A 12,494-nucleotide genomic window follows, 5' to 3' on the forward strand; every position below is an offset into this window, starting at 1 on the left:
GTATGCCTCACTTTCATATCAAGAAATAGAACAAGGGAGAGGTCTTACACTATATATGGCTAAAACAAAATCGAAATTCATCTGCCAATCCTGCGGCTACGAGTCTCCAAAATGGATGGGGAAATGTCCGGGCTGCGGTGCTTGGAATACAATGGTGGAAGAAATGATTAAAAAAGCACCGGCCAATCGGAGAGCGGCTTTTTCTCATTCTGTTCAAACTGTACAGAAACCTTCACCTATTACATCAATCGAAACATCAGAAGAACCCCGCGTCAAAACACAGCTTGGCGAGTTTAACAGAGTACTCGGCGGAGGTGTCGTTAAAGGCTCCCTCGTTTTAATCGGCGGTGATCCTGGTATCGGAAAGTCAACGCTATTACTGCAGGTTTCCGCTCAATTATCAGGTTCATCAAACAGTGTGCTGTATATTTCGGGAGAAGAATCTGTAAAGCAAACGAAGCTGCGAGCAGACCGGCTCGGCATTAATAATCCGTCACTGCATGTTTTATCTGAAACCGATATGGAGTATATTTCGTCTGCTATACAAGAGATGAATCCAGCGTTTGTCGTTGTTGACTCTATTCAGACGGTTTACCAAAGCGATATTACATCGGCTCCAGGCAGTGTGTCACAGGTCAGAGAATGTACCGCTGAGCTGATGAAAATTGCAAAAACAAAAGGTATTCCGATTTTTATCGTAGGGCACGTGACGAAAGAAGGGTCTATTGCAGGTCCGAGACTGTTGGAGCATATGGTTGACACTGTTTTATATTTTGAGGGAGAACGCCACCATACTTTCCGTATTTTGCGGGCTGTAAAAAACCGTTTCGGATCTACAAACGAAATGGGCATTTTCGAAATGCGGGAAGAGGGGCTCACTGAGGTTTTGAATCCTTCAGAAATTTTCTTAGAAGAACGCTCTGCTGGTTCCGCAGGCTCGAGTATCACTGCCTCTATGGAGGGCACTAGACCGATTCTTGTTGAAATTCAGGCGCTTATCTCGCCAACAAGCTTTGGCAACCCAAGGCGTATGGCAACGGGAATAGACCATAACAGGGTTTCTCTGTTAATGGCTGTGTTAGAAAAAAGAGTAGGGCTGCTGCTGCAAAATCAGGATGCTTATTTGAAAGTGGCTGGCGGCGTTAAGCTTGATGAACCGGCAATTGATCTTGCCATTGTGATTAGTATCGCATCAAGCTTTAGAGACACACCTCCAAATCCTGCAGATTGTTTTATTGGAGAAGTGGGATTAACCGGAGAAGTCCGGCGGGTTTCAAGAATTGAACAGCGTGTGAAAGAAGCGGCAAAGCTTGGTTTTAAACGCATGATCATACCCGCGGCAAATCTGGATGGATGGACAAAACCAAAAGGGATTGAGGTTATCGGAGTAGCAAATGTTGCAGAAGCGCTTCGTACTTCATTAGGAGGATAATAGATGGAAAAAGAGAAAAAAGGGGCGAAACACGAGTTAGACCTGTCATCTATATTGCAGTTTGTTGCTCCGGGTACACCGCTCAGAGCGGGGATGGAAAACGTCTTGAGAGCAAATACAGGCGGTCTGATTGTTGTTGGATATAATGATAAAGTAAAAGAAGTGGTGGACGGCGGCTTTCACATAAACACGGCTTTTTCTCCGGCGCATTTATATGAGCTGGCTAAAATGGATGGAGCGATCATTTTAAGTGATTCGGGTCAAAAAATCCTCTACGCGAATACTCAGCTGATGCCGGATGCCACAATTTCTTCATCAGAAACAGGAATGCGGCACAGAACTGCCGAAAGAGTAGCTAAGCAAACTGGCTGTCTTGTAATCGCTATTTCTGAAAGAAGAAATGTCATAACGTTATATCAGGAAAACATGAAGTATACACTAAAAGACATAGGATTTATTTTAACCAAGGCGAACCAAGCCATTCAAACACTTGAAAAATATAAGACAATCCTCGATAAAACGATTAATGCACTGAACGCGTTAGAGTTTGAGGAACTTGTTACCTTCAGTGATGTCTTGTCTGTCATGCATCGTTATGAAATGGTACTGAGAATCAAAAACGAAATTAATATGTATATCAAAGAGCTGGGGACAGAAGGACATCTGATCAAACTGCAAGTCATTGAATTGATTACGGATATGGAAGAAGAGGCCGCTTTATTTATTAAGGACTATGTAAAAGAAAAGATTAAAGATCCGTTTGTTCTCTTGAAGGAGCTGCAGGATATGTCCAGTTATGATCTGCTGGATGATTCCATTGTGTATAAGCTTCTCGGTTACCCTGCTTCTACTAATCTTGATGATTATGTATTGCCGAGAGGATACAGGCTGTTAAATAAGATACCGCGTCTTCCGATGCCGATTGTTGAAAATGTTGTAGAAGCATTTGGAGTCCTACCAAGGATTATTGAGGCGAGTGCAGAAGAATTAGATGAAGTAGAGGGAATCGGTGAAGTACGAGCCCAAAAAATCAAAAAAGGATTAAAACGCCTGCAAGAGAAGCATTATTTAGACAGACAACTGTGATTTCGGTTAAAACCTTATGAATACGGGTATATTAATGTTGGTTTTTGTTTATTCTGATATTCGTAGGATGCATAAGACTTTGTGAAATTAAAATGTTAAAAAAGGAGGTGGGGGTATGTTAAAACGAATAGTTCAGGCGTTCTTCATTATTTTTGGCGGCGTTGTTGGTATATTTTTGATACCTGAATTGTTTGTACTGTTAAATATACAGGACATACCTTTAATAACAAACGCATATACGTCTGCGGCAATAGGAGCAATTATCTTTTTTCTCATCAGTATATGGGGTACAGAATACGTTGTGAACTGGGTGAAGTGGATAGAGGATTCATTGTTAAAAGCGCCGGTTCCAGATTTGTTATTTGGAAGTCTTGGCTTAGTTTTTGGACTTATAATTGCTTATCTTATCGTAAATGTTATTCCTTTAGACAATATACCTTACCGCATATTCAGCACAATAATTCCTGTATTTTTGGCTTTCTTCCTCGGTTATCTCGGCTTCCAGGTGGGCTTTAAGAAAAAGGATGAATTGATCAGCCTGTTTTCCATTTCCGCCAGAATGCAAAAGAAAAAAGGAACAGCTGATGAAGAACATGAGGTTCAAGACAAGAAGCTGAAAATTTTGGACACTAGTGTTATTATTGATGGGAGAATAGCAGATATTTGTCAGACTGGTTTTTTAGAGGGAGTTATCGTGATTCCGCAGTTTGTTCTTGAGGAATTGCAGCATATTGCAGACTCTTCAGATGTTTTAAAACGAAACAGAGGACGCCGCGGTCTTGATATCCTGAACCGCATTCAGAAAGAATTAGACATTGAAGTTGAAATTTACGAAGGCGACTTTGAAGATATTCAGGAGGTTGACAGCAAGCTCGTCAAACTTGCTAAGCTGACATCCGGGGTCGTCGTGACGAATGATTTTAATTTAAATAAAGTGTGCGAGCTTCAGAAGGTAGCAGTATTAAACATTAATGACCTTGCCAATGCGGTCAAGCCTGTTGTGCTTCCTGGCGAGGAAATGAATGTTCAGGTCATTAAGGACGGGAAAGAGCATAATCAGGGAGTTGCCTACTTGGATGACGGTACGATGATTGTCGTTGAAGAAGGACGGAATTATATCGGCAAGCATATTGATGTACTCGTCACAAGTGTGCTGCAGACAGCAGCGGGACGAATGATTTTTGCGAAGCCTAAGCTGTTGGAGAAGGCGCTGTAAAGGGAGAAGAAACAATGAGTTATGATGTGGTGATTCCTGCAGCCGGACAGGGAAAGCGGATGAAGGCAGGGAGAAATAAACTGTTCATTGAGCTGAAAGGAGACCCGGTGATCATACACACGTTAAGAGTGTTTGACAGCCACCGGCAGTGCGATAAAATCATTTTGGTGATTAACGAGCAGGAGCGGGAGCACTTTCAGCAATTGCTGTCCGATTACCCGTTTCAAACTTCGATTGAGCTTGTTGCAGGCGGAGAAGAGCGTCAGCACAGTGTGTATAAGGGGCTGAAAGCCGTAAAGCAGGAAAAGATTGTCCTTGTACATGACGGTGCCCGCCCATTTATAAAACATGAACAAATTGACGAACTGATCGCAGAGGCGGAACAGACAGGAGCGGCCATCCTTGCTGTTCCGGTAAAAGATACGATTAAACGCGTTCAAGATTTACAAGTCAGTGAGACGATTGAACGTTCAAGCTTGTGGGCTGTCCAAACGCCACAAGCTTTTCGTCTTTCTTTATTGATGAAGGCTCACGCTGAGGCCGAGCGCAAGGGATTTTTAGGGACGGATGACGCCAGCCTCGTTGAACAGATGGAGGGCGGTTCGGTCCGTGTTGTAGAAGGCAGCTATACAAATATTAAGCTGACGACGCCAGACGATTTGACGTCAGCTGAAGCTATCATGGAATCAGAAAGTGGGAATAAACATGTTTAGAATTGGACAAGGATTTGATGTGCATCAATTAGTGGAGGGCCGTCCTCTCATTATTGGCGGAATTGAAATCCCGTACGAAAAAGGGCTGCTTGGCCATTCTGATGCAGACGTATTGCTGCATACCGTCGCTGACGCCTGCCTGGGAGCTGTGGGTGAAGGAGACATCGGCAAGCATTTTCCTGACACAGATCCCGAGTTCAAGGACGCAGATTCTTTCAAATTACTTCAGCATGTCTGGGGAATCGTGAAACAGAAGGGGTATGTCCTTGGGAACATTGATTGCACCATCATAGCGCAAAAGCCGAAGATGCTGCCGTACATAGAAGATATGAGAAAAAGAATTGCTGAAGGCCTTGAGGCAGATGTTTCACAAGTAAATGTAAAAGCAACAACGACAGAAAAGCTTGGATTTACAGGCCGGGCGGAAGGAATAGCGGCTCAGGCGACAGTACTGATACAAAAAGGCTAACTTGTTTTGATGCCGGGTCTATTTGGTGGTAGAATAGATTCATACATTTTTGCCTGAGGCCATACATGACATGAAAGGAAGTATTTGAAAATGGGAAACGAAGTACGCGTCCGTTATGCACCGAGTCCAACCGGACATTTGCATATTGGAAATGCCAGAACGGCGCTTTTTAATTATTTATTTGCCCGCAATCAAGGCGGTAAGTTTATCATTCGAGTTGAGGATACTGATAAAAAGCGCAATATTGAGGGCGGAGAACAAAGCCAGCTGAATTATCTGAAGTGGCTAGGTATTGACTGGGATGAGAGTGTGGATGTCGGAGGAGAGTACGGCCCATACCGTCAGTCAGAGCGTAACGATATCTATAAAGTGTACTATGAAGAGCTTCTTGAAAAAGGGCTTGCTTATAAATGTTACTGTACGGAAGAAGAGCTTGAAAAAGAGCGTGAAGAACAGATTGCCCGCGGAGAAATGCCTCGTTATTCCGGAAAACACAGAGACCTGACTCAGGAAGAACAGGAGAAATTTATCGCTGAAGGCAGAAAACCGAGTATTCGTTTCCGAGTGCCGGAAGGGAAAATCATCGCCTTCAATGATATCGTAAAAGGTGAAATTTCTTTTGAATCAGATGGCATCGGCGACTTTGTTATTGTGAAAAAGGACGGAACGCCGACTTACAACTTCGCGGTAGCGATTGATGACTACTTAATGAAAATGACACACGTGCTGCGCGGTGAGGATCATATTTCTAACACACCGAAACAGATTATGATTTATCAAGCATTCGGATGGGATATTCCTCAGTTCGGACACATGACGCTGATCGTAAACGAAAGCCGTAAAAAGCTCAGCAAACGTGATGAATCCATTATTCAATTCATCGAGCAGTACAAAGAGCTTGGCTACCTGCCAGAAGCACTGTTCAACTTTATCGGCCTGTTAGGCTGGTCACCGGTTGGAGAAGAAGAGCTTTTCACAAAAGAGCAGTTTATTGAAATTTTTGATGTAAATCGTTTATCTAAATCACCAGCTTTGTTTGATATGCATAAGCTAAAATGGGTTAACAACCAATATGTGAAGAAGCTGGATCTTGATCAGGTTGTTGAATTGACGCTTCCGCATTTGCAAAAAGCCGGCAAAGTTGGCACTGAGCTTTCTGCTGAAGAGCAAGAATGGGTTCGTAAACTGATTTCCCTGTATCATGAGCAATTAAGCTACGGTGCGGAAATTGTTGAGCTGACTGATTTGTTCTTTACGGATGAGATCGAGTATAATCAAGAAGCGAAAGCTGTTCTGGAAGAAGAACAGGTTCCTGAAGTGCTCAGCACATTCGCAGCGAAGCTTGAAGAGCTTGAGGAGTTCACTCCGGATAACATCAAAGCATCGATCAAAGCAGTGCAGAAAGAAACTGGCCATAAAGGAAAAAAACTATTTATGCCGATTCGTGTTGCTGTAACAGGGCAAACTCACGGTCCGGAACTGCCGCAATCAATTGAATTGATCGGTAAAGAGACTGCAATTCAGCGTTTGAAAAATATCTAAATAAATGATTGTTGACAGGGAAGAGTATAAAGCTTTAGGCCATTACAGAAAGGATCTCCATTGGCTGAGAGAGATCCATGAGCCGGGTTTTAGAAGTGCGCCCTTAAGACCTTTGAAGAACGTTTTTTGAAATCAGTATTCAAAGGCGGCCGCCGCCGTTACAGGCTGAAGTTGGGAGAGCAGAAGTCTGCTTTTCAAACAGAGTGGAACCGCGCGGTAAAAGCGTCTCTGTCATGTTTACATGCAGAGACGCTTTTTTTATTGGGTAGAGGAAATCAGATAGAGAAACGGGGGGAAGCATGTGTTTTTTAGAATGCTCAAAGAAGACATTGATACTGTGTTCGATCAAGATCCCGCAGCAAGAAGCTATTTTGAAGTGATTTTAACTTATTCCGGTTTACATGCTATATGGGCGCATCGGATTGCACATGCTTTATATAAACGAAAATTTTATTTCCTTGCACGCCTTATATCTCAAGTAAGCCGATTTTTTACCGGGATAGAAATCCACCCCGGCGCTACAATCGGGAGAAGATTTTTCATAGACCACGGCATGGGGGTTGTCATTGGGGAGACATGTGAAATCGGCAATAACGTAACCGTTTTTCAGGGGGTTACCCTCGGGGGAACGGGGAAAGAAAAGGGAAAAAGGCACCCAACGATTAAAGATGACGCATTGATAGCCACAGGTGCTAAAGTGCTCGGTTCTATTACGGTCGGTGAAGGCTCAAAGATTGGCGCTGGTTCAGTAGTGCTGCATGATGTTCCTGATTTTTCAACAGTTGTCGGTATCCCTGGGCGGGTCGTTGTACAAAATGGCAAGAAAGTAAGACGCGATTTAAACCACCAGGATTTGCCCGATCCAGTTGCTGACCGCTTTAAGTCTTTGGAACAGCAGATTTTAGAGCTGAAGGCAGAACTTGAAGACAGAAAAGAAAGGATCAATCAAAAATGACAATCACACTTTATAATACATTGACTAGACAGAAGGAAACATTCGTTCCTCTTGAAGAGGGAAAAGTGAAAATGTATGTATGCGGACCCACGGTTTACAATTACATTCATATCGGGAACGCGCGTCCGGCAATCGTTTACGATACGGTTCGAAACTATTTAGAGTATAAAGGCTATGATGTGCAGTATGTCTCTAACTTCACAGACGTAGACGATAAATTAATTAAAGCGGCAAATGAACTCGGTGAGGATGTACCCACCATTTCAGAGCGTTTTATTAAAGCATACTTTGAAGACGTAGGTGCGCTCGGCTGCCGAAAAGCCGACCTTCATCCGCGAGTAATGGAGAACATGGATGCCATTATCGAATTCGTAGATCAGCTCGTGAAAAAGGGCTACGCATATGAATCAGAAGGTGACGTATATTTCAAAACCAGAGCGTTTGAAGGGTACGGAAAGCTTTCTCAGCAATCAATTGATGAACTTAGATCAGGTGCACGCATCCGAGTCGGCGAGAAAAAAGAAGATGCTCTTGATTTCGCACTGTGGAAAGCGGCAAAAGAAGGAGAAATCTCTTGGGATAGCCCTTGGGGGAAAGGACGTCCGGGCTGGCACATTGAATGCTCAGCAATGGTGAAAAAGTATCTCGGTGACCAGATTGATATTCATGCGGGCGGACAGGATTTAACATTCCCTCATCATGAAAACGAAATCGCGCAATCTGAGGCGCTGACAGGCAAAACGTTTGCGAAGTACTGGCTTCATAATGGTTATATCAATATTGATAATGAAAAAATGTCAAAATCACTAGGCAACTTTGTGCTTGTGCATGACATCATTAAACAGCATGATCCGCAGCTTTTGAGATTCTTTATGCTATCTGTTCATTATCGCCATCCGATTAACTATTCAGAAGAGCTTCTGGAGAATACGAAAAGCGCGTTCAACCGTTTAAAAACAGCGTACAGCAATCTTCAGCACCGTCTGAACAGCAGTACGAATTTAACCGAAGATGACGATCAATGGATTGAAAAAGTTGAAGAACACCGCAAAGCATTCGAAGAAGCGATGGACGATGATTTTAATACGGCGAATGCCATTTCAGTCTTGTTTGACTTAGCGAAACACGCCAATTATTATCTTCAGAAAGATCATACGGCTGATCATGTGATTACGGCGTTTATTGAGATGTTTGACCGCATTGTTTCTGTCCTCGGTTTTTCGTTGGGTGAGCAGGAACTTCTCGATCAAGAGATTGAAGACTTAATCGAAAAGCGAAATGAAGCGCGCCGGAATCGCGATTTTGCATTGTCAGACCAGATCCGCGACCAGCTGAAAAGCATGAATATCATTCTTGAAGATACGGCTCAAGGCACTCGCTGGAAACGGGGAGAATAACAGATGCTTGAATTTGATACGATAAAAGATTCTAAGCAGCTTAACGGTCTTGCGCTTGCTTATATAGGTGATGCCATTTTTGAAGTGTATGTCAGGCATCACCTGCTTAAGCAGGGCTTTACCAAACCAAATGATCTTCATAAGAAATCAAGCCGGATTGTTTCAGCAAAGTCACAGGCTGAGATCCTATTTTTTCTGCAGAATCAATCATTTTTTACGGAAGAAGAGGAAGCGGTGCTGAAAAGAGGCAGAAATGCCAAGTCAGGGACAACACCTAAAAATACAGATGTTCAGACGTACCGCTACAGTACAGCATTTGAAGCGCTTCTGGGCTACCTTTTTCTAGAGAAAAAAGAGGAACGACTTAGTCAGCTCGTAGCCGAAGCTATACAATTCGGGACGTCAGGGAGGAAAACAAATGAGTCAGCAACATGATTACGTCATAGGGAAAAATGCAGTGATCGAGACGTTAAAATCTGATCGGAAGCTGTATAAGCTATGGATGGCGGAAAACACCGTAAAGGGACAAGCACAGCAAGTGATTGAGCTTGCCAAAAAGCAGGGAATCACGATTCAATACGTCCCGAGAAAAAAACTCGATCAAATGGTGACAGGACAGCATCAGGGCGTAGTGGCACAGGTTGCAGCGTATGAATATGCAGAACTGGACGATTTATATAAAGCAGCTGAAGAAAAAAATGAACAGCCTTTCTTCCTCATTCTGGACGAGCTTGAAGACCCTCATAATCTGGGTTCCATTATGAGGACAGCAGATGCGGTCGGCGCTCATGGCATCGTTATTCCAAAACGGAGAGCTGTCGGGCTGACAACAACAGTGGCAAAAGCTTCAACAGGAGCAATTGAGCACATTCCTGTAGCAAGAGTCACCAATTTGGCACGGACGTTAGAAGAGATGAAAGAGCGGGGAATCTGGGTTGTCGGAACGGATGCGTCCGCGCGTGAGGATTACCGCAATATGGACGGCAATATGCCTTTGGCTCTAGTCATCGGAAGTGAAGGAAAAGGGATGGGCCGCCTTGTGAAGGAAAAGTGCGATTTTCTCATTAAACTCCCGATGGCCGGAAAGGTAACTTCACTAAATGCATCTGTCGCGGCTGGTCTTTTGATGTATGAAGTCTACCGGAAACGAAACCCTCTGGGAGAATAAAGACCCATGGATATCCTGTTAGTAGACGGGTACAACATGATTGGAGCCTGGCCGCAGCTGAAGGATTTAAAAGCGAACAGTTTTGAAGAGGCGAGAGACGTACTGATTCAGAAAATGGCGGAATATCAATCGTATACAGGAAACAGGGTTATTGTTGTTTTTGACGCGCATCTCGTAAAAGGGCTTGAGAAAAAACAGACCAACCATCGAGTTGAAGTAATTTTCACAAAAGAAAATGAGACGGCTGATGAGCGGATAGAAAAGCTCGCTCAGGCTTTGAATAATATTGCGACTCAAATTCACGTTGCGACCTCTGACTATACTGAGCAGTGGGCGATTTTCGGACAGGGGGCATTGCGGAAATCGGCCCGGGAGCTTTTGAGAGAGGTAGAAACGATTGAAAGGCGAATAGAGAGACGGGTAAGAAAAATCACTTCCGAAAAGCCGGCGGGTAAAATTGCTTTATCGGAAGAGGTTTTGAAAACGTTTGAAAAGTGGAGGCGGGGAGACTTAGATTAAGTTGACGCTTTTTTGTCCAATACTGTATAATATTTCTATCTACGTGCGCCGGGGGGATCGGAGTGAATCTACAGAACAACAAGGGAAAATTCAACAAAGAGCAGTTTTGCCAGTTGGAGGACGAGCAGGTCATTGAAAAGGTTCATGTTGGGGACAGTGATGCGTTAGATTACTTGATTACGAAGTACCGAAACTTTGTTCGGGCAAAAGCAAGATCCTATTTCTTAATAGGGGCGGACAGAGAGGATATTGTTCAGGAAGGCATGATAGGCCTCTATAAGTCTATTCGTGACTTCAAAGAGGACAAGCTTACCTCATTCAAAGCTTTCGCAGAATTATGTATTACCCGCCAAATTATTACCGCAATAAAGACAGCTACTCGCCAGAAACACATTCCTTTGAATTCCTACGTCTCATTAGATAAACCGATTTTTGATGAAGAATCAGACCGAACGCTGCTGGATGTCATTTCAGGAGCGAAAACCTTAAATCCTGAGGAAATGATCATTAATCAGGAAGAATTTGATGATATTGAAATGAAAATGGGAGAACTATTAAGTGATTTAGAGAGAAAAGTACTCGTCTTATATCTCGACGGGAGAAGTTACCAAGAGATTTCTGATGAACTGAACCGACATGTGAAATCGATCGACAATGCCCTTCAGCGTGTGAAACGCAAGCTGGAGAAGTACTTGGAAATTCGCGAAATCAGTTTGTAATAGGAATTTATGCTATATTGACAGTATTTTTCTGACTATGATATGTTACTAAAGATAAGAACTAATGTCTATTTAGAAAAAGGTGTAATGACATGAGAAAAAAGATTACGTTAGCATGCAAGACATGCGGAAACCGTAATTATACGACAATGAAGAGCTCTGCATCAGCGGCTGAGCGATTAGAAGTAAAGAAATACTGCAGTACTTGCAATTCACATACAGCTCATCTTGAAACAAAATAGTTTTTGCGCTTTTAAATTGTGGAGGTCTTTTACATGCGTATTATGAAATTCTTTAAAGATGTTGGGAAAGAAATGAAAAAGGTAAGCTGGCCTAAAGGAAAAGAGTTAACGCGTTATACCATTACGGTAATTTCAACAGTTATCTTTTTTGTTATCTTTTTTGCCCTCCTTGACACAGGAATTTCTCAATTAATTCGTTTAATAGTTGAATAATGATCAGCAATACGTGCTATAATAGATCATAATATTACTTGCCAAAACCCGTTCAGCGGGTTTTTTATTGTGGCTTAAAATGATAGTTATCATAGGCTTGCCGCCTATTTTTTGAAGCGTTATGGTAATTCACTAAAACCAAATGCGGGGAGGGAAGGACTGGACAGTCCTGAATAGAATGGAAAAGAATTGGTATGTTGTTCACACGTACTCTGGTTATGAGAATAAAGTAAAAGCCAACTTGGAAAAGCGTGTTGAATCAATGGGGATGCAGGATAAAATTTTCCGTGTAGTCGTACCCGAAGAAGAAGAAACGGATATCAAAAACGGCAAGAAAAAAGTCGTGAAAAAGAAAGTATTCCCTGGTTATGTGCTTGTTGAAATTGTAATGACAGACGACTCTTGGTATGTTGTCCGCAACACGCCGGGCGTTACTGGATTCGTAGGATCTGCCGGGTCAGGTTCAAAACCGACGCCGCTTCTTCCGGGCGAAGCAGAAACCATTCTGAAGAGAATGGGCATGGATGAACGAAAAACTGATATTGACTTTGAACTGAAAGAGACAGTGAAAGTAATAGACGGACCTTTTGCTAACTTTACAGGATCAATTGAAGAGATTGATTATGATAAAAGCAAGGTCAAAGTTTTCGTTAATATGTTCGGCCGTGAAACGCCGGTTGAGCTGGAATTTACTCAAATCGATAAATTGTAATGTGAAAAAACTTGAAATTGCTATATATAAATGATAATATAGCAAAGGTACGTCTTGGACTTATCCAAGGCAACTAGCATGATATTTCGTCATTCATATAAAGAATGAAAC

15 protein-coding genes and 1 other annotated feature are annotated in these 12,494 nt (G+C 42.7%); all 15 genes read left to right on the forward strand.

Going from position 1 to position 12,494, the window contains the following annotated elements; all coding sequences use genetic code 11:
* Positions 1-55 precede the first annotated feature (55 nt).
* The 15 genes from radA to nusG all read left to right on the forward strand — a co-directional run bounded on the left by radA (position 56) and on the right by nusG (position 12,383).
* The gene (gene radA, locus MHH79_RS00580; RefSeq protein WP_014475593.1) at positions 56-1,432 is read left to right on the forward strand and encodes a DNA repair protein RadA; all 1,377 of its coding nucleotides are present in this window, start codon (positions 56-58) and stop codon (positions 1,430-1,432) included.
* Positions 1,433-1,435: 3 nt separating this feature from the next.
* The gene (disA, locus tag MHH79_RS00585; protein WP_003225736.1) at positions 1,436-2,518 is read left to right on the forward strand and encodes a DNA integrity scanning diadenylate cyclase DisA; all 1,083 of its coding nucleotides are present in this window, start codon (positions 1,436-1,438) and stop codon (positions 2,516-2,518) included.
* Between the two features lie 115 nt (positions 2,519-2,633).
* Entirely contained in the window at positions 2,634-3,734 is a 1,101-nt protein-coding gene (locus MHH79_RS00590; protein ID WP_003235014.1) for a PIN/TRAM domain-containing protein, read from the forward strand.
* Positions 3,735-3,748: 14 nt separating this feature from the next.
* Complete coding sequence (gene ispD, locus MHH79_RS00595) at positions 3,749-4,447, forward strand: 2-C-methyl-D-erythritol 4-phosphate cytidylyltransferase (protein ID WP_015252991.1); 699 nt, start codon at positions 3,749-3,751, stop codon at positions 4,445-4,447.
* The gene (gene ispF / locus MHH79_RS00600) at positions 4,440-4,916 is read left to right on the forward strand and encodes a 2-C-methyl-D-erythritol 2,4-cyclodiphosphate synthase (RefSeq protein WP_003225745.1); all 477 of its coding nucleotides are present in this window, start codon (positions 4,440-4,442) and stop codon (positions 4,914-4,916) included. The genes ispD and ispF overlap by 8 nt, the downstream gene beginning before the upstream one ends.
* A gap of 90 nt (positions 4,917-5,006) precedes the next feature.
* Positions 5,007-6,458 (forward strand): glutamate--tRNA ligase, encoded by a 1,452-nt coding sequence (gene gltX / locus MHH79_RS00605; RefSeq protein ID WP_014478617.1) that lies wholly within the window; start codon positions 5,007-5,009, stop codon positions 6,456-6,458.
* A 2-nt stretch (positions 6,459-6,460) separates the two neighbouring features.
* Positions 6,461-6,691: a binding site (T-box leader), on the forward strand.
* A 68-nt stretch (positions 6,692-6,759) separates the two neighbouring features.
* Complete coding sequence (cysE, locus tag MHH79_RS00610; RefSeq protein WP_003225749.1) at positions 6,760-7,413, forward strand: serine O-acetyltransferase; 654 nt, start codon at positions 6,760-6,762, stop codon at positions 7,411-7,413.
* Complete coding sequence (gene cysS / locus MHH79_RS00615; RefSeq protein WP_015482703.1) at positions 7,410-8,810, forward strand: cysteine--tRNA ligase; 1,401 nt, start codon at positions 7,410-7,412, stop codon at positions 8,808-8,810. The genes cysE and cysS overlap by 4 nt, the downstream gene beginning before the upstream one ends.
* Before the next feature lie 3 nt (positions 8,811-8,813).
* Entirely contained in the window at positions 8,814-9,245 is a 432-nt protein-coding gene (locus MHH79_RS00620; protein ID WP_004399685.1) for a mini-ribonuclease 3, read from the forward strand.
* Entirely contained in the window at positions 9,229-9,978 is a 750-nt protein-coding gene (rlmB, locus tag MHH79_RS00625; protein WP_014475598.1) for a 23S rRNA (guanosine(2251)-2'-O)-methyltransferase RlmB, read from the forward strand. The genes MHH79_RS00620 and rlmB overlap by 17 nt, the downstream gene beginning before the upstream one ends.
* A 6-nt stretch (positions 9,979-9,984) precedes the next feature.
* Complete coding sequence (gene rae1, locus MHH79_RS00630) at positions 9,985-10,497, forward strand: ribosome-dependent mRNA decay endonuclease Rae1/YacP (RefSeq protein ID WP_003235032.1); 513 nt, start codon at positions 9,985-9,987, stop codon at positions 10,495-10,497.
* A gap of 62 nt (positions 10,498-10,559) precedes the next feature.
* Positions 10,560-11,216: an RNA polymerase sporulation sigma factor SigH gene (gene sigH, locus MHH79_RS00635; RefSeq protein WP_003225758.1), complete on the forward strand. Its 657-nt coding sequence runs from the start codon at positions 10,560-10,562 to the stop codon at positions 11,214-11,216.
* 92 nt (positions 11,217-11,308) lie between these two features.
* Positions 11,309-11,458, forward strand: coding sequence for a 50S ribosomal protein L33 (gene rpmG / locus MHH79_RS00640; RefSeq protein WP_003156421.1), 150 nt, complete (start codon positions 11,309-11,311; stop codon positions 11,456-11,458).
* A gap of 33 nt (positions 11,459-11,491) precedes the next feature.
* On the forward strand, positions 11,492-11,671 hold the full coding sequence (secE, locus tag MHH79_RS00645) for a preprotein translocase subunit SecE (RefSeq protein ID WP_004399676.1): 180 nt from the start codon (positions 11,492-11,494) through the stop codon (positions 11,669-11,671).
* Positions 11,672-11,849: 178 nt separating this feature from the next.
* Positions 11,850-12,383 carry a transcription termination/antitermination protein NusG gene (nusG, locus tag MHH79_RS00650; RefSeq protein ID WP_003225764.1) on the forward strand — a complete coding sequence of 178 codons (534 nt, stop codon included), beginning with the start codon at positions 11,850-11,852 and terminating at the stop codon, positions 12,381-12,383.
* Positions 12,384-12,494: the final 111 nt, after the last annotated feature.

The sequence above is a fragment of the Bacillus sp. FSL K6-0993 genome (assembly GCF_037977205.1).
Taxonomy (GTDB): domain Bacteria; phylum Bacillota; class Bacilli; order Bacillales; family Bacillaceae; genus Bacillus; species Bacillus subtilis.